Origin of the sequence: Leptospira venezuelensis, from assembly GCF_002150035.1 — a bacterium.
Lineage (GTDB): Bacteria > Spirochaetota > Leptospiria > Leptospirales > Leptospiraceae > Leptospira_B > Leptospira_B venezuelensis.
On the sequence record NZ_NETS01000010.1, the window covers coordinates 1,475,796 to 1,494,262 of the forward strand.

Genomic DNA, 18,467 nt, shown 5'->3' on the forward strand with positions numbered 1-18,467 from the left:
TGCAGTCAGAGAATCTCGTTCTTTTTCTCCTTTTCGAAATATAGAACATTTAAGATAAGATTAGTGATATCTATATCTTCTAATCCGTGCTGGTTGGTTCGTAGAAAACAGTTTCTTCTCGCTTCTATAAGTTTTTCGATCAATATTTCTCTATCGACCGAACTCTTCAAGATATCAATAGGATGGATAGTTCGACTTGCTCCCTTATTCCGAATCATTAGCTCTATTTGATCGATCAGTTCTGACTTGGAGAATTGGTTTGTACTTTTTCCAAATTTCCTCTCTATTTTCGATAAGAGAAACTCGTAGGTTTGGTTTCTCGCATATTCCTGCTCGCTCTTAAAATACTCCGATGTTTTTGCCGGCAAATTCTCCGGTTTAAGTTCCAGATAAAGTTCTCTTCCTTTTGGGCCAGCATTATCCAAAAGAATATAGGTGCCATTAACAAAGTTTTCATGGTCCTTTTCGGTTTTTAGGAATTCGAAGATCCCTTGTGCGCATTCTGGTGTGCAGATTCTTCTTAAGATACTTGTGATCGATCTTTTGATTTTTACATCATTCGTTTTTACGAGTTGTCCTAAAAGATGTGGAACACTTTCCTTCCCATAAACTCCGTAAAGAAATGTTCTTTGTCCATGACCATCTACACTTATTACATGCTGAGGAATAAAGAACGCTTTAGCTTCAGAACGCAAAAATCTTTCGTCTATCAGACCTAAAAGTCCCGGGGTCTGTCTATAACTTAGGAAAAGAGAAAATTGAAAGTATTGTTGGCTATTGGCGGAAACGATAGGTTGTTTCGGATCGATTTTCTCATAGACCTTTAAAATGATAGGAGTTCTTTCCGATTTTTTATCCGAAAGAGCGATGAAATATCCCAAATCTAAAAGAACTAAATGATTCGGTTCTTTGGATTGAATTTCCTCTTCCAGAATCCGAACGATTATCGGGACTGAATCACTCTTATCTTTGGAAAAGACAGACCAGTTATTATCCATCATCTCATTATATGTTTTCAGTTTTTCCTGGTCGCTTGTCGGAGAAATAGATCGCAAGGAATTCACAGATTGGATGATTTCCTTTTCGTAAGAAGATTCTGCTGCTACGGAACTTAAGCAAGTTAGGATAAGAAGTATGTATACAGATTTCATTTTCAACATTGAAAGACCCCTTACATTATATACGGCGTTTGAAACATCTTGCCAGCTTTCTAAAAAATATTTCTATTTTTCTAATAAATAACCCTAAACGCTCCCGCAGTCCCTGCAGGAATATCTTTGATAGCTTCGAACTTTAAACCGGTTTCTTGTGCATTATCAAAAACGGTTTGGGTAATTAGGATCTCTCCTGCTTCTGCAGTATCTTCGCCCAACTTACTTGCTGTATTTACTTCTGAGCCGAAAACATCCGAGTCTCCGATCTTCAAAACTTTTCCGTAGCCTAATCCCACGCATAGAAGTATCTTTTCTTCCGGGATCTTGTCTTTATTGTATTCCAATAATTCTTTTTGCATTCTGATCGCTGCTTGTAGTCCTTTTGCCACGTTTCGGAAGATCACTAAAAAACTATCTCCTTCTGATTTGAGAAGTATTCCATCGTGGTCTTCTATGATCGGCACTAAAACTCTTTCGGATTCATGGATAGTTTGTAGAAAATGGATGATCCCGAATTTTTCGACACCTCTCGAAAACCCAGAGAGGTCAGTGAACATAATACACCAAACTTCTCCGAATAGGTCCCAGATTCGGGCATCTATTTTTTCTTTATCGGCCCCAGGCTTTAATCTTTCTAAAACTAGGTTTTCTAATCTGTCTTCGGATGCGCTTGCGAATATACTTCTCTTGAATGCCATAAGAATCGATTAGTGGATCGCTTTTGTCTGAATCCGTCGACCCATTTTTTGAGAGACTAAATCTTTAAAATCGGTTATCCTAAAGAAGGAAGGTTGGAATGAGATTCGTTTGTGAATTAAGTTGGGAATATTGTATTTCCGGCTTTGCTCTTTATCAATTGAAAATGAATTTCCTGCGTTATTATCCTATAGCAGGTATTGCATTTCTGATCTTCTGGGTTTGGAAAAAGGACTTTTTTCAAAAATTCAGGATCCAAAAAGATTTCCCTAAAAAGGAAAGGATTATCTTCGAATTAAAACAATCTGCAATCACTCTTACTATGTTCAGCTCGATTGCTGTTACTGTATATGTCCTTGGGAAATTGAAGATACTTCATCTTAGAACGTATAAGGATTTTACGGAGTATGGAATGGGTTATGCATCATTTAGTTTCGCATTACTTACGATCTGGCATGAGACTTGGTTTTATTGGGTACATAGGATCATGCATCATCGAAAAATTTATCCTTATATTCATTCTGTTCATCATAGATCAGTAAACCCATCTCCTTTGGCGGCCTATAATTTCCATTGGGCGGAGGCTTTTTTGGAAGGTGTATATGTAGTTCCTGCCCTTTGTATCCTTCCTTTGCACTTTTATGTTTTTCTAATCCATACTTTTTATGCAATGATCATGAATATCTGGTGGCATTTGGGGTATGAGTTCTTCCCTAAGGGTTGGACCACTCATCCAATTTTGAAATGGATTAACACTTCTACCCATCATAATCTCCATCACCAGAAGTTTCATGGCAACTATAGTCTTTATTTTAATTTTTGGGATAGAATTATGGGAACGAATTTTAAGGATTATTCCCAAGTTTTTGAAAATAGCAGAAAAGTAGAGAAGAGGGAGGAGATTCCCGTTATCTCCTCCGCTTATATGCAGAAATATTAATTTATTCTTTAATTCTGACTTTTAAGAATTTTCTTCTTAGCCGTATTTCTCCTTCCAGAGATTTGGATAAGGCTTCGAACTTTTTATTTTGAAGATCTATACTTTCTACTAGCGTTTCATACATAGGGTTCGTTTTTCCATCGGGAACTAAGAAGCTTGGTTTTATTTCTCCCTCAGTATAAACTTTAAATGAAGCGACGTTTGCGTCCTCGTCTATAAATAATACTGCTCCTCCGTGGGAGGACATTGGTTGGATCGTATCTACTACCCAGCCGCCTGTATTGAATACTTCTTTGTCTGAAATCTTCAGGCCCAGGTCTTGGGTCTCCACCGCAAATGGTTTATGTGTATGCCCAAAAATCAAAGTATAATCGCTCGGGAATTCCCTTTTGGTTTTTTTAGTCTCTGCTTTCCATTGTGCGGGAAGAGTTTCTCCTAGATAGGAATCCATATTATGAACTACTTCATCGCTCAGAACAGAATTGGACATTCCTCTTTCTGCTTGTCCCACTTTTATTACGATCTTTGTGAGAACGGACTGAAGAACCCATGCAAAGATTGTTTTGAGAAAAAGCGCCACTTTTAGATTTCGAACTGCATAGTCTGCTACATTCTTCGCTAATTTACTTACTGCTTTTTCATCTTGCAGCATATCGTAAATTAGTCCGATACCCGTCCCAACTTTTCCTGATCTTCCCAGTGTGGACCAGAAGAAGTCAATCCATGCAAAATTTTCTCTCTCTAATACGTAAATGGACGTCGGATTTGGAACTTCTTTCTGTTTTCGGAAAGGAATATAATTTCCCATCTTTGTCCAAACAGATTGAGTGGGTTTTGGTTTATCAGCATCTTCGTCAATTTCGGGTAATAGGACCCTTTGGACCGTGCTCATTAAAGAATAAATATTTTCTAAAAAATGCCCATGAGTTAAGAACACTGAACGTTTCCCATTCTTGGAAGAAATTTCCAAATTTGGATAGGCGATCACAGCTTCTGCTTTCTTTAATTTTTTATTCCTTCTTAAAATTCCAGTAAGAAGATCGGATTGAATAAAGTCTGGGTTAACCATTTTTGTGGTGTGCCAAGTTTGATTGATATATTGATTTGGCTTTAGGTTCGCGATATAATCCATATATTGTTTTTCTCTCGCGGTTTCCCAAAGGTGGTGATCGTGATTTCCGGGAATATAGAGAATACTATCCGAAAAATGATGTTTCGTTTCTTTATATGCGATCTCCAAAAATCTTTCGAAGGTCATGGAAGCTTCGTTAATATCACCTAATGCTAATTCAAGCACGTCACCTAATAATATGAATTGAGGCGGTTTAGAAGAACCGTTCACTGATTGAACGATGTGTTTTAAACAGTTTAGAAGTTCTGCAAGTGCAGGAGAAGTTTTCTGAGGATTTACTTTGAATCTATCGGAATCTTTTACTGGATCAGGGAACTCTTCGATGTATGTAAGTAAACTGTTATATGCTCCAAGGTGAATGTCGGAGATAACAATATATTTAATTTTACTCTTTGGCATTTAGGATGTGAATCATTCAAAAAACGTTAATAAAATCAATTAATTATTGCTATTTTTAGGTAAATGCGGCAAATAAGTAGATTTTTCGGCGTTAGGAGGTCTACTTGAAACTTTACGAGGCTATAATAATCGGAACTGGATTCGGCGGTTCGATCAATGCCTGTCGTTTATCAAAAAAATGGCCAGGCAAAGTTTTAGTACTCGAACGAGGGAAAGAATATCCTAAAGGTTCGTTCCCAAGATCTCCAGAGGGAATGTCTAAAAACTTCTGGAACATTCCGGAAGAAGGTCGTATTCCTCGATCTTCTAAGTTTAAAAGAGCAGGCAGGCAAACTGGATTATTCGATATTCGTAATTATCCAAAACTTGATGTAGTTCTTTCCGCTGGTTTAGGCGGAGGTTCTTTGATCTATGCAAACGTGTTTCTGGAACCACCCGACCATATTTTTGATCATCGTTGGCCCGAAACTATTAAAAAGAAACATTTAAAACCTTATTATAAAATAGTAAAAGATATCTTGGGCTCCAGACCTATTCCGGATACTGGGGAAGATAGACGTAAAGTGGTTCGTACTGAATTATATGAACATTTTGCTAAACATGAATCAAGAGTTTCTAAAAGAGCCGATATTAATGTATTTTTCGGGAACGATTTTAAAAAGCCGACTCCAATAGGAGTTCAGGAAAAAAACCGCTTCGGAGCGGTCCAAACGTCTTGTACTTACTGCGCAGAATGTGATGTAGGATGTAATACTCACTCTAAGAACACCCTAGATCTAAATTATCTTTTTGTGGCTAGGAACTCCAACAAAGCTGAGATCAAGACAGAACATCTTGCTACCAAAATTGTTCCCTTAAATGGCAAAGGAGAAGAAGATCCTTCTCAGTCAGGAGAATACGGTTTTAGAGTTCATTATCTGAATTTGCAAAACGGAAAAACTTCCGAATCTTTTGCCGACACAAAACGTATCGTAGTTTCCGCAGGAACTTTGGGTTCTACGGAACTTCTACTTAAATGTAAAACTAAGTTTAAGACTTTACCAAAGATCTCTGATAAATTAGGAACACAATTCTCAGGGAACGGAGACTTTCTTTCCTTTGCTGCGAAAGGAAAGAAACCTGCGGATCCAAATTATGGTCCAGTGATCACTCAGTATACGGATTATAATTTATTTTCCGGATTCGATTCAAAAAAAGCCTTCTTATTGGAAGATGCAAGTTATCCAGTATTTGCTTCTTATTTTGTCTCTGGTGCGATCCCAATCATCTTCAGATTGAAGTATGTTTTTCATTTTATCGGAGAACTTTTCAAAAGTATCATAAGCGGCAAAATTTTCGGTAGAGTAGGGTTTCTTTTGAGTGAAGCCTTGAAAGGAGACCTTTCCTATACATCTGCAGTTCTTCTTTGTATGGGAATAGATACTTCCGATGGGAAAATGTATTTGGATAAAAATGGTAATCTTCAAATTCAATGGCCTCAGAAAGAGAACCTAACACTTTATAATACCATAATGGATGTGAACAAGAGGTTCGCGAAATTCACAGATGCAAAGACAAGATTCCCGATGCCGACGTATTCTTGGCCTGTACGTAATAACGTTACTGTCCATCCTCTGGGCGGATGCGTGCTTGGACCCTCGGCGAATACGGGAGTTTGTTCTTCAGATCTTAAAACTTTCGGTAAGGTTTTCGGTTACGAAGGTTTGTATGTTGCGGATGGCAGTTTGTTGCCAACTGCAGTAGGTGCTAACCCTTCTATGACTATTTCTGCTCTTTCGGAAATGGTGGCAGAAGGTATTACCGGCAAGAAGCCGAGTGCAAGTTTAAGGTAGGATATTCGATTGGCTATAGCGACGAAAAAGAAATCAAAGAAAAGTGCCGGTAAATCTAAGTTAGGCAAAACAGGAGTCAATTCGCATCCAGTAAGTTTGGAATTCACGGAGGAGATGAAAGGTTTCGTTTCCATGCCAGGATCCTTTAATTACCAAGAAGATTATGCCGCTGGAAAGAAAGCTGGAAACTATCTGATGTTTCACCTAACGATACGAGTGACTGATACTCAGTTCTTTGTATATGATCCAAATGAAACTGGAGAGGCGATCGGTTGGGTTGAATGCCAGCCTCTGGGCGGAAGATTCGAAGTGGAAAAAGGTGTCTTCAATTGTTTCGTGGACTATGGCAAACCTTCTGCCAATGAAAAACATATGAAATACCGTCTGTTCCTGAAGAACAAAGCAGGAAAGAAGATCACCTTAAACGGATTCAAGAAGGTAGTAGACGATGGCATCTTGAATATCTGGAGAGATACTTCTACCCTTTATACAACTGTGTATGAAGGGTATGTGGATGAAAAAGCGGAACCTAAAGCTAATGTTCTCGCTAAAGGGATCTTGCATATATTAGAAAAAGATTTTATTAAGCAGATGACGACTTTTAAGTCAAATGGTCGCACTTTTTCGGAAAGAAAAGACGCTCTATTTAGATTCGGTGAATTATTCATGGGGAATCTGTGGGAAATTTATGGAGCACAATTTAGAAGAGCAGAACCGGAACTTTGGAGAGAAAGAGATATCCCTGTATTCACTTTGGACGGGGTGAAAAATTCCAAGATCACTTTTCATCCATTCACTACAGAAGACAAAATTTCTCTTAATTTAGTACGTTTTCAGAAGAAAGAAAGTAAGGACGTTGTAGTTCTTATGCACGGGCTTACTACTTCTACAGACATGTTTGTTATGCCTGAGCATAAAAATCTTGTGACATATCTGCATGAGAATGGATTTACAGATGTTTGGAGTTTCGACTGGAGAGGAAGTTTACGTTTTAATTATAATCTTTTCCCTCATAGATATACTTTAGATGATATCGCTCTTTATGATGTACCTGCTGCTTTAAAAGTAGTGAGAGACGCAGTTGGCGCAGGAAAAAGGATCCATTTTGTGGTACATTGTGTTGGGTCTATCTCATTTTTTATGAGTTTGTTCGGAGGAAAGATAGATGGAGTAACTAGCGTTGTCTCTAATAGTGTATCTCTTACTCCCAATGTTCCTACTTGGTCTAAGATCAAGTTGGCGTTCTCCCCCTTTTTGATGGAGTCTGTTTTCAGGTTTCCGAATGTGAATCCTCGTTGGCATTATCTTCCTGGATTTGCATCTGGTAAGGTTCTTGCTAAGTTTGTAAGTTTATTCCATCACGAATGTGATGAACCCGCTTGTCATATGTTGAGTTTGATGTGGGGTACTGGATGGCCTGCTTGTTATGAGCATGCGAATCTTCCAGATATAACTCATAGAAGAGTGGGGGATCTATTCGGCGCGACTTCAATGAATTATTACAGACATATTAGAAAAGCAGTAGGTCGAAAGGCTATGATCAAGTATACGCCTACTGATACTCGTTATGAATCTCTGCCGAATAATTATCTAGATAAGGCATCTGACATCAAAACACCCGTTCTGTTTATGACAGGTGACCAAAATAAAGTATTCAAAGATTCTAATATTATAGCTTATGAAACATTAAATCGTTTGAATCCGGGAAATAGAAACGAACTGTTTATCGCAGAGGGTTATGGCCATCAAGATACTCTCATGGGAAAAAAGAGCGATAAAGACGTTTTTCCAAGGATAGTGGAGTTTCTGCGTAAGAATTCCAATGGAGTGAAAAAAGGTTAAATATGTCTACGGAAAACCGCCCAGTCGTTTTTCTAACAGGAGCAGCGGGAGGGATTGGCAGAGAAACGGCGACCCTTCTGTCCAAAAAAGGGTATCTTCTCTTTTTAACTGATCTACAGAAGCAGGCTTCAGATTTGAAGAAGTTTGCAGAAACATTAGGAAAAGATCATATAGTTTTTCCTTGTGATATCTCTAATGCCGCTGATTCGGAAAAAGCAATAAAAGAATGTATTAAACAATTTGGAAAGATCGACGTTCTTGTGAATAACGCAGGGATCATGAGACCTTCTAAATTTGAGAACCTCACCCAAGAGGAAATTGATGAACAGATAGGAATTAATGTCATTGGCACTATTCGGTTGACTAAATTGGGAATGCCTCATCTCAAAAAATCTAAAGGTAAACTGGTCATCTTGTCTTCTCTCGCAGGAATTGTTCCTGCTCCTCATCATTCCATATATAGTGCGACTAAATTTGCGCTTAGAGGTTTTGCTCTTAGTTTATATCTAGAATGGAAGGAGATTGGAATACGCGTTAGTTCTATTCTTCCAGGAACTATACAATCTCCGATGACCAAGTATATGGCATCTAGAGATAGTTCTCCAATGGCTTATCTAAATCCACCCTTACCACCTTCTGCGGTTGCAAAATCAATTTGGAGAGCGATCCAAACTGATAAAGCTGAGATTTACGTTCCGTATTCTCAAGGTTTATTGGCTAGAGTTGCGTTATTATTCCCATCTTTATTGTCTTTGATCTATCCGATTATGGCCAAAAAAGGAATTCGAAATTTCGAATCATGGAAAAGAAAAGGAGTTTTTGATTAATAGCGAATTAGAAATTGTCTTCGCTTAACTCTTTTAATCTTTGATTCATTTTTATATGTGAATTACGTACGGCGGTCTGGATATGCGAACTAAATACACTAGGCATAATCCCAGTTAAGATCGCAGTATGGCTGAATTTGGTGCGACCAGGGGTGATCTTTTCTAAAGTGAAACGATGATCTCCGGCGAACATGTATTTGAAAAAAAGTGGAAAGGCGCCTTTCCAAGATATGGATTTAGAATTGGTGAGTTCGTATATCAATGCCTTGGTGGGCAAATAGACTCCCGTAAAATAATAATCGAAAACAATAATGGTTCCGTCTTGCACTGGTTTGCCGAGAATCCTTTTTAAGAATGGGTTCCAAGAAGGAAACTTGGAGAAGTCGGTAAAAATACTCCAAATTTTTTCAGGGGATGCCTGGATTTCTATCGAGGTGACGATTGTTTGAGGATTCATTCGTCACATATCTGATGTTCTATCTGAAAAATGTCCATCTAATAAATGTTTAAAATTCGGTAATTTATGAATTGTAAAAGTTTTATTCTCTATATCATCTTCACTGCGTTATTCGCAAGCTCTTCTTTATCTGCGGAAGATAAGATCCACGTTAGTAGGGATATTGAACGGCTACCCTTAGGTAAGTCTGTCTATTATCTTGAAGATCCGGAAAGAAAATTAACGTTCACAGATATTTACAAACCGGAAGCAAGATCTAAATTCATTAAATCTGATAAAGATTCATTAGATTTTGGACAATTAAATTATAATTATTGGTTTAGATTAACATTTGAAAATGATACTCCCGAATTTGTATCTAAGCTAGTGGAAATTAATTACAGTAATATAGATATTGTACAATTTTATAAACCGAATTCAGACGGAACTTACTCCAAGGAAGAGAGCGGGATGCTTTTTCCTTTTTCTGCAAGAAGTTTTAAAAACAGAAACTTTGTTTATCAGATTGAGTTAGGGCCAGGTGAGCAAAAGACCTACTATCTAATGACTTGGACCAGTGGAGGTTTGAACATTCCACTCACGCTTTGGGATAAAGAAACATTCTCTCAATACAACGCGGACGTTCAGCACGGTTTAGGTTTATATTATGGAGTTATGATCGTAATGATCCTCTATAATATTTTCATCTTCTTCTCCGTAAGAGATGTTAGTTATTTTTATTATGTGTGCTATATTCTCGGATTCTTAGGGATACAGTTAGTTTTAACGGGACATGGATTCCAATATCTATGGCCTGCATTTCCTTTTTTACAAAGGAATTTTTATGTGGTTTTTACGGGGATCTCTATCGCCTCAGTTTTACTTTTTACCAAAAGATTTTTAAATACTAAGGAAAATGTTCCGAAGTGGCTGGACAAATCCATGAAAGTGACAGTGGTTGCTCATGGCTTGCTGCTATTTACTCCATTGGTTCTGCCCCCTGAAGTTACCGTAAAATTAGCATTGGTCCTAACTCTACCTGCGCTCATCTTAATACCAGCAGCAACTGTGATTAGCTTCCTGAAAAAGTTTCGTCCGGCACGTTATTTTCTCTTGGCGTTCACAGTTCTTACGGTTTCAGGAACTGTAGTAGTTCTTCGATTCATTAATGTTTTAGGACCTGGCTTTCTTGCGGATTACGGCCTTTATCTTGGCTCTACTATGGAGGTCATTCTTCTTTCCATCGCTTTGGCAGATCGTATTAATATTATGAAGAAGGAGAAAGAAGAAGCTCAAGCAAAAACATTGGAAATGCAAAAGATACTTACAGAGTCTTATGCTAGATTTGTTCCAAAGGACTTTTTGGCTAACTTAGGAAAAGATTCTATTTTAGATGTAAGACTTGGAGATCAGATCCAAAAAGAAATGGCAGTTCTATTCAGTGACATCCGTTCGTTTACTACATTATCCGAACAAATGACTCCTGCTGAAAATTTTAATTTTATCAATTCTTACTTAAGCAGGATGAGTCCTATTATCCAAAGACATAATGGATTTATAGATAAATTTATCGGCGATGCAATTATGGCACTATTTCAAAGAAATGTAATCGACGCAGTTTCAGCGGGCGTGGAAATGCAAAGGTACTTGAAAGAATACAATGAACATAGAAATCGCCAAGGTTATATCCCAATTCAGATTGGAGTAGGGATACATTCTGGTTCTTTAATGTTAGGAACAATCGGAGCGGAAGAAAGGTTAGAAGGTACGGTTATTTCTGACACTGTCAACCTTGCTTCTCGAATAGAAAGCCTAACTAAAGTTTACGGATCTAGGATCGCAGTCAGCGAAAGTACAATTGAAGAAGTTAAAAAAGACGGCAAATTCCATTTCAGATTTCTGGATAGAGTAAAGGTTAAAGGTAAACAAAGACCTGTTTCAGTATATGAAGTTTTCGATGGAGACGAGCCTGAACATCAGGATTTGAAATTAAAAACCAAAGAATCTTACGAAAAAGGTGTGAAAGCATTTTATTCTAGTTCATTCGAAGAAGCTAAGCACCAGTTTGAGAACGTAATCTCAATCTTCCCGGATGACAAAGCCACCCAGCTCTACTTAAAACGTTTGTACCCTGTAACCCACGATCGGAAGTTGGAAGAAGTAGAAGAATAGCCGATACCGAACGGTATCCGGTACTGATAAATCATCCCTTATTGGCAACTTGAAAAGGCTATTTTATTCTTTCCTAAAGAAGGGAGGAGTAAAATATTCCTACAAACGTAATCCAATGTACCTATTAAGGGCTTTCATTCTAATTTTATGTTTTTCGGCCTCGTCTTTAATTTCGGAGGAAGTAATTCCTTTATCTTCCCAAGTAGAACGTAAAAGAATTAGTACCGAGGTCTATTTTTTAGAAGATTCTAATAAGGGTTTAGGAATAGAGAAGGTCTCTTCAGAAGAATATTTCAGAAAGTTCAAAAAATCGGATATGGATCCATTGAACTTTGGACAGACTAACTTCGATTATTGGATCAGGATTACCCTTAAAAACCCAGAAAAGACACAGATCCGAAAAATTTTAGAAATAGATTATACGAATATAGATCGGGTAGACTTTTTCGCGGAGAATAGTTCCGGCAAACAAGAGTTAGTCAATTCCAGCGGGATGGCTTTCCCTTATCCGGTGCGGAAAGTAAATCACAGAAATTTTATCTATACATTAGATTTTCAACCCGAACAGACTCGCACTTTTTATCTCAAGTTGAACACAAGCGGCGGTCTGGTTTTTCCACTGATCTTATGGAATCCAGAGACATTTTATCATCATAACGCGGATACTCATTTAGGTCTTGGATTGTATTATGGGATCATGTGCGTGATGATCCTTTATCATTTATTAATATTCTTATCTACTCGAGATATTAGTTATTTATTTTTCGTGACTAATATTTTTGGATTTTTCGGGATACAACTTGTTCTTACCGGTCATGGATTCCAATATCTTTGGTCTGAACATCCGGATCTACAGAGGAATTTATACGTAGTCTTTACTGGAATATGTATGTCTTCCTTAGTGTTGTTTGCTCAAAAGTTTTTGAACACCGAGGAGAATATAAATCGTTATTTAAATTCTTCTTTGAATTTCACTTGGGGAATTCATGCACTTTTAATTTTTTCTCCGCTATTTTTGCCTCCTGAATTTACTGTAAAAGTAAGTCTTGCACTGAGTATTCTTGCTCCTTCTCTAGTTTTAATCGCCGCTTCTATTTGCTTTTTCAAAAATTATAGGCCTGCCAGATACTTTTTATTGGCATTTAGCTTTTTGTGTATTTCTGGAATGTTTGTGGTTTTAAAATTTGCGAATCTTGTAGGAGTTTCGAATTGGGCTGATGATGGATTATATATCGGTTCTTCGATGTCTGCATTGATATTCTCATTTGCATTGGCAGATAAGATCAATATTCTCAAAAAAGAAAAAGAGGATGCACAACGTAAGATATTCGAAGCACAAAAAGAAAATCTGGAAATGCAGAAAACTCTAAACGATTCTTTGGAGACCTTGGTGATCGAAAGAACCAAGACTATAGAAGAACAAAAGTTAGATATTGAAGCCAAAGCAAAATTAATCGAGAAGGATCTTGCAATTGCTGGAAAAATTCAGTTTTCCCTTCTCCCTTCTATTCTACCGAAGACGCATAATGTAAGAATTGCTTTTCGATGTATCCCAATGCTGCATGTAGGTGGAGATTTTGTAGATCTGATATCTGATAGGACAGGCAGAGCTCTTGGGATTTTTATTTGTGATGTAACTGGTCATGGGACTGGAGCTGCAATGGTTGCCGCTATGGTAAAGATGGCTCTAGCGGATTGGTCCGACTATTTAAGCGATCCTGGATACATGCTTGCAAAAATGAGAGCCCAACTAATGGGAAAATTGAATGGGAATTTTGTGACTGCAACTATGATCACATTTTATCCTGAATCGGGAAGGATTCTAATTGCAAATGCCGGGCATCCGGAAGCAATATTAATCCGCAAAGCGAACGGAAATCATGAGACTTATCGTCCTGCGGGGATTGCAATCAATGAGTTCCTCTCTACTCCGAATTACCAAACCTTAAAGACAGAATTGAGTAAGGGTGATAAACTTATCCTTTATACCGATGGTCTTCCTGAAGCCAGATCTAAACAAGGTGACTTTTACGGAGATGATAGATTTTTGGATCTTCTTAAAAATTTTTCCGAACTAGAACCAGAACTTTTCTGTAATTCGGTAATCGGAAAGATACAACATTTTACTGAAGAAGAACAAAGTTCTCATGACGATATGGCAATAGTCGTTTTGGAATATCTGGGATAATCTTCCTCAAGTTTTTCATAGGAGCCCCTGTAGAAACCTATCCACCTGATCCGATATTCAGATCAACCTTTCAGGTAATATTATGATAAGCTCAAATAACCGCGTTAGGGTATATTGGGATATACTCGTATTCGTTTGTATTTTTTGGGCTTCTTTGGAGTCCCCGCTCCGGATCGTAATTTCTTACGATCAAAACCTTCTTCTTACAAGCATCTATTTCTTTATCGATTCAGTCTTTGCTCTGGATATCATTTGGAATTGTATCACTCCGGAGTATAAAGAAGGCAAATGGATTTTAGTTCGATCTCAAGTGATTCGGGATTATTTAAGATCCTGGTTCATTATCGATCTAATTGCGGCGATTCCTTTCGAATACGCCACTTTCAAAATTTTCGGACTACAACAGTCTCAATATCCTTATCTGTATCTGGTCTTAGGAATTACACGTATCTTAAAGGTTTTTCGAATCTCGGATATATTACATAGGATCAATCTGGCTTTCCAACCTACACCCGGGATCTTAAGATTAGTACTTTTCGGATTTTGGGTAACATTAGTTGCTCATTGGTGTGCAGTGGGTTGGCTATATATGGATGATCTTAAAGATTATCAAACCGGTCAGACAGAATATATCAGGGCATTGTATTGGACAGTGACCACAATTGCTACAGTTGGCTATGGCGATATCACTCCTTCTACGGATATACAACGAATATATACTATCTTTGTAATGATGTTAGGAGCAGGGGTTTATGCTACTGTCATCGGAAATATAGCAAGTATATTAGGAAATCTTGATTTAACAAAAGCGGCCCAAATGAAAAAAATGGCCCAAGTGGATTCATTTCTAAAAGCGAGAAACATTCCTCCCGATGTAAGGAGAAGAGTTCGCGATTATTATATTTATATCATCGATAGAGGATGGGGAGAAGATGAAAACTTACTTTTGAATGACCTTCCAGTTTCTTTAAGGAAAGAAGTAAAAATCCAATTGCACCGAAGTTTATTGGAGAAGGTTCCCTTTCTTAAAGGTGCAGATCCGGCATTAGTAGCGAGTCTTGTTTTTTCATTAAAGCCCACAATTTTCTTAAAAGGGGATATCATTTTCAAAAAGGGAGAAAAAGGAGATAGTCTTTATATTTTAAGCGAAGGTTCCGTGGATATTTTAGGTTCGGATGATAAAACTGTTTTAATAAATTTGCAAGAAGGTCAGTTTTTCGGTGAGTTAGCATTAGTCACGGATGAACCGAGATCTGCAACAGTCAAAGCTTCGACCACCTGTGAAATTTATACTTTGAACAAGTCCGATTTTAATCTTTCCTTAGAAAGATTTTCTGAATTTAGATCAGCGATAGAAGAAGCGGTTTCCAATTTGAAAAAGTGATTCACCCTCCTTCTTTCGAAATTACTTGACCGACTTAAAAATTCTGTTAGAAAGCACGGGCTGAAATAGGAGATTTTATGTTACCGGTAATACCGTTAAATTATTTGGCGATTTTGGTCGGAGTTCTTGCGAATGTAGTGATTGGATTTCTTTGGTTCGGTCCAATCTTCGGTAAGGTTTGGGCAAAAGAAATGGGTTACGAAAACATGGAACCCGATACAAAAGCGATGCTAAAATCTATAGTTATCATGATCATCGGTTCTTTTCTAACGGCGTATGTTTTAGCTCATAGTTTGTTTGTCTGGAAACCTTCATCTTGGAATCTACCTGGAGATGGACCTGCTTGGATGTATGGAGCTTATGCAGCATTTTATACTTGGCTTGGTTTTTATGTACCAATGCTCTTAGGTTCAGTGGCGTGGGAATCAAAATCATGGAAATTGTTTTTTATCAATGCCGGATATAACTTGGTTTCTTTAGCGGCGATCGGCCAAATCCTCGCTGTTTGGCCTACTTAATAATTGATCTATATTCTTATTATTTGAAAAAGGGATTCCAAATCGGAATCCCTTTTAATATCTTAAACTAAAATTAAAAATTTCATTCCGAAGGATATCCGGAAGTTCTCTTGAAAAGTAAGCATAACGTATTAATTTTTATTCCCTCTATAATTGGGGCTTTGGTTCTACTCGGTTGGCTATTGGATATTGAGGTTTTAAAGAGACCCAAAGCTGCAATGGTAGCGATGAATCCTATGTCCGCACTATCTTTTGTCTTTATTGGAATTGCTCTTTACCTAAATTTAAATCGTTCTGATTCAAATACGCATCGAAATATTGTACGTTTGATCGCATTATTCGTTCTTTTAGTAGGCCTTACTAAATTGTATTCTGTCATTAGTGGGTTCGATCTTGGATTGGATAAGATCCTTTTTTCGGATAAGATAGCGAAGGACATTATAAAAGGTATTCCGAATAGAATGGCTCCGAACACTGCTTTCGATTTTGTAGTGCTTGGTGCTGCCGTTTTTTTAAGTTCCTATAGAAAGGAAGTCCTAAATTCTATCTCCAATTATTTATGTATTTTAGTACTTTTGATAGGGCTTTTTTCGGTAATAGGTTATGTGTATCAAGTCCAGGAATTTTACGGAATACTTTCCTATATTCCAATGGCAATTCATACTGCTATTAGTTTCATATTCTGTTCTTTTGCCCTTCTTTTAATTAACGGCCATTCAGGATTTATGAAGGTATTCACGAGTGAGAGTTCGGGAGGTATTTTAGCTCGTGTCCTTATTCCGTTTTTGATCATCGTTCCTGTTTTGTTCGGTTATATTCGCATTTATTTGAACAAATTTAATCCTGTAAGTTTGGAGTTGGGAGTTGGGTTCCTAATGACAGGGATCATACTCACTTTTTTTATATTGGTCTGGTTTGTTGCTACTCAATTAGAAAAATCAGATATAGCAAGAACTGACGCAGAACGCAAACTTTCGGAATTGAACCAAGAGTTGGAAAAATTGGTAAGCGCAAAAACAATGGACTTGTTTAAAAGTGAGAATAGGTTTCGGACTATTTTAGAACAATTTCCTTATCCAGTATTGACCTATGATCCACAAGGGGTCTGTACTGGAGCTAATTTTGCCTGGGAAGAAATGTGGAATACTAGAAGAGACGTATTAGTCGATTATAATATATTAAAAGATCCTCAGATAAAAGAAGCAGGATTTTTTCCTTTTGTGGAGAAAGCGTTTAGTGGGGAAGCAGCAATGTCAGAACCTTTTCCTTACGATCCCAAACTGATCGGAAGTTCGGGGAGGGATCGTTGGTTGCAAATGGTACTTTATCCTATTAAAAATACTGCTGGTAATATTTTAGAAGTGATTGTGGTGCACCAAGATATCACTGCAAGCAAGGAAGCGGAGAATGAGATTCGTCTATTGAATAACGAACTGGAGGAAAGAGTAAGAGTTCGCACGGAACAATTGGTTTTTGCAAACAAAGAACTAGAATCTTTCTCTTATTCCATTTCCCACGATTTGAGAGCTCCTATCCGAGGAATTAGCGGTTTCACTCAGATCTTGATGGAAGATTATGGAGTGAATTTCGACGCGGAAGGTAAAAGGATCATTGGAAAAATTCTAGAGAATGCCAAACAGATGGGGCAGTTGGTGGATGATCTTTTGGAATTTTCTAGGTTAGGAAGAACTGAACTCGCCGAAAGAGAAATTCCTATGAAAGAATTGGCGAGTATCGTATATAAAGAATTAATAAACTTAGAATCTGGAAGAGAGATCCGTTTCGAAATACAAGATATTCCAAATGTAAGAGCCGACCAACCAGCGGTGCGTCAACTTTGGGTTAATTTAATCTCAAACGCTATCAAATATACAAAGAAAATAGAATCGCCTATCATTCAAATTGGCTCCATGGAATCTGAAGAAGGGACTGTTTTCTATGTTAAAGATAATGGTGCAGGTTTTAATATGCAGTACTATCATAAATTATTCGGAGTTTTTCAAAGATTACATTCCAATTCCGAATTTGAAGGTACTGGAGTTGGCCTTGCAATTGTTAAAAGGATCGCCTCCCGCCATGGGGGAAAAGTTTGGGCAGACTCTAAGGAGGGAGAGGGCGCAACCTTCTTCTTTACTTTGCCCGGACAAGATCCTAAATTAAAGTGACTCCAGAAATTTGACTAATTGTTCTCTCTGGAAAGAAGAAAGTTTCAATACATATTGTTTGCTTCTCCTCCGTGCCATAGGATCGCTTCGATAAAACTTTCGGCCCTTCTTTAATAGCTAAAGAGTTGTTTTGGTTAAATGAAATACTAACAATACTCGAGATAGAGTTAAGTTTTGTTATATTTGGGTTGGTCGTGTCTCCTTCTTCTTCCAATTGAGCACATCTATTCTCTTTTGGGATTCTGAGTCTAAGATAAGGATATCTAACCTTTTGAGTCTGGTTTCTTCTTTTTTGGGACTGATCACCCACCAAATGGAAGTTCGCTGGTAAGAAGGCGCTTGGGTATTGAAGAACTCCCACGCTTTTGTATTCTTCTGGAATTGTTTTTTATAAGTAGAAGGTAATGCTATCTTCTCTTGTTCGAATGAATATTGTGCGGTTTTTTTCTTTTCGGAATGAAATGCTAGTAAGCCGGACTCTTGGACTAAACCTTCCTGGATCAATTCTTGGATACGTTTTATATTAACTTTACTCCATGTGCTTCGGGCTTTTCGGGGAGTAAAGCGAACAGAATAACTTTCTTCATCTATATTCTTTCTGATCCCATCTATCCACCCGAAACATAGGGCTTGGTCTACGGCTTCTCCATAAAGAATTCCTTTTTTAGAGGATTTTATTTTATAAAAGCCTAGGAGAAGTTCTGTTTCTTTTTTAAAATTTTTGGAAAGCCAGGAGCGGAATTCCTTTCCGGTCTTAAAGAACTTTGGTATCATTAGGAATT

At 37.6% G+C, this 18,467-nt stretch carries 14 protein-coding genes; 9 read left to right on the forward strand and 5 right to left on the reverse strand.

Annotated elements, in window-relative coordinates; translation table 11 throughout:
• Nucleotides 1-5 precede the first annotated feature (5 nt).
• A complete protein-coding gene (locus B1C82_RS14195) occupies nt 6-1,160 on the reverse strand; it encodes a hypothetical protein (RefSeq protein ID WP_234008424.1) in 1,155 nt (384 codons plus the stop codon).
• A 71-nt stretch (nt 1,161-1,231) separates the two neighbouring features.
• Nucleotides 1,232-1,852 carry an adenylate/guanylate cyclase domain-containing protein gene (locus tag B1C82_RS14200; RefSeq protein ID WP_086448173.1) on the reverse strand — a complete coding sequence of 207 codons (621 nt, stop codon included), beginning with the start codon at nt 1,850-1,852 and terminating at the stop codon, nt 1,232-1,234.
• 98 nt (nt 1,853-1,950) lie between these two features.
• Here B1C82_RS14200 and B1C82_RS14205 point away from each other — a divergent pair, with 98 nt between their 5' ends.
• Nucleotides 1,951-2,790 (forward strand): sterol desaturase family protein, encoded by an 840-nt coding sequence (locus B1C82_RS14205; RefSeq protein WP_086448174.1) that lies wholly within the window; start codon nt 1,951-1,953, stop codon nt 2,788-2,790.
• Between the two features lies 1 nt (nt 2,791).
• Here B1C82_RS14205 and B1C82_RS14210 read toward each other — a convergent pair whose 3' ends face one another.
• A complete protein-coding gene (locus B1C82_RS14210) occupies nt 2,792-4,321 on the reverse strand; it encodes a metallophosphoesterase (RefSeq protein WP_086448175.1) in 1,530 nt (509 codons plus the stop codon).
• A gap of 104 nt (nt 4,322-4,425) precedes the next feature.
• Here B1C82_RS14210 and B1C82_RS14215 point away from each other — a divergent pair, with 104 nt between their 5' ends.
• Genes B1C82_RS14215 through B1C82_RS14225 form a run of 3 tightly spaced genes read left to right on the forward strand, consistent with a single transcriptional unit; the run spans nt 4,426 to nt 8,822 of the window.
• The gene (locus B1C82_RS14215; protein ID WP_086448176.1) at nt 4,426-6,153 is read left to right on the forward strand and encodes a GMC oxidoreductase; all 1,728 of its coding nucleotides are present in this window, start codon (nt 4,426-4,428) and stop codon (nt 6,151-6,153) included.
• Nucleotides 6,154-6,162: 9 nt separating this feature from the next.
• Entirely contained in the window at nt 6,163-7,995 is a 1,833-nt protein-coding gene (locus B1C82_RS14220; RefSeq protein ID WP_086448177.1) for an alpha/beta hydrolase, read from the forward strand.
• 2 nt (nt 7,996-7,997) lie between these two features.
• Nucleotides 7,998-8,822: an SDR family NAD(P)-dependent oxidoreductase gene (locus B1C82_RS14225; protein ID WP_086448178.1), complete on the forward strand. Its 825-nt coding sequence runs from the start codon at nt 7,998-8,000 to the stop codon at nt 8,820-8,822.
• A 7-nt stretch (nt 8,823-8,829) separates the two neighbouring features.
• On the opposite strand, the gene B1C82_RS14230 is transcribed toward B1C82_RS14225, so the two are convergent.
• On the reverse strand, nt 8,830-9,279 hold the full coding sequence (locus tag B1C82_RS14230) for an SRPBCC domain-containing protein (RefSeq protein WP_086448179.1): 450 nt from the start codon (nt 9,277-9,279) through the stop codon (nt 8,830-8,832).
• 66 nt (nt 9,280-9,345) lie between these two features.
• Here B1C82_RS14230 and B1C82_RS14235 point away from each other — a divergent pair, with 66 nt between their 5' ends.
• The 5 genes from B1C82_RS14235 to B1C82_RS14255 all read left to right on the forward strand — a co-directional run bounded on the left by B1C82_RS14235 (nt 9,346) and on the right by B1C82_RS14255 (nt 17,685).
• The gene (locus B1C82_RS14235) at nt 9,346-11,430 is read left to right on the forward strand and encodes a 7TM diverse intracellular signaling domain-containing protein (RefSeq protein WP_086448180.1); all 2,085 of its coding nucleotides are present in this window, start codon (nt 9,346-9,348) and stop codon (nt 11,428-11,430) included.
• A gap of 49 nt (nt 11,431-11,479) precedes the next feature.
• Nucleotides 11,480-13,618: a 7TM diverse intracellular signaling domain-containing protein gene (locus B1C82_RS14240; protein ID WP_086448181.1), complete on the forward strand. Its 2,139-nt coding sequence runs from the start codon at nt 11,480-11,482 to the stop codon at nt 13,616-13,618.
• Nucleotides 13,619-13,700: 82 nt separating this feature from the next.
• Nucleotides 13,701-15,002, forward strand: a complete 1,302-nt coding sequence (locus B1C82_RS14245; protein ID WP_086448182.1) for a cyclic nucleotide-binding domain-containing protein — start codon at nt 13,701-13,703, stop codon at nt 15,000-15,002.
• 77 nt (nt 15,003-15,079) lie between these two features.
• On the forward strand, nt 15,080-15,520 hold the full coding sequence (locus B1C82_RS14250; RefSeq protein WP_086448183.1) for a DUF1761 domain-containing protein: 441 nt from the start codon (nt 15,080-15,082) through the stop codon (nt 15,518-15,520).
• Between the two features lie 110 nt (nt 15,521-15,630).
• The gene (locus B1C82_RS14255; protein WP_086448184.1) at nt 15,631-17,685 is read left to right on the forward strand and encodes a sensor histidine kinase; all 2,055 of its coding nucleotides are present in this window, start codon (nt 15,631-15,633) and stop codon (nt 17,683-17,685) included.
• Nucleotides 17,686-17,862: 177 nt separating this feature from the next.
• Here B1C82_RS14255 and B1C82_RS14265 read toward each other — a convergent pair whose 3' ends face one another.
• Entirely contained in the window at nt 17,863-18,459 is a 597-nt protein-coding gene (locus tag B1C82_RS14265; RefSeq protein WP_086448186.1) for a YdeI/OmpD-associated family protein, read from the reverse strand.
• Nucleotides 18,460-18,467 lie beyond the last annotated feature (8 nt).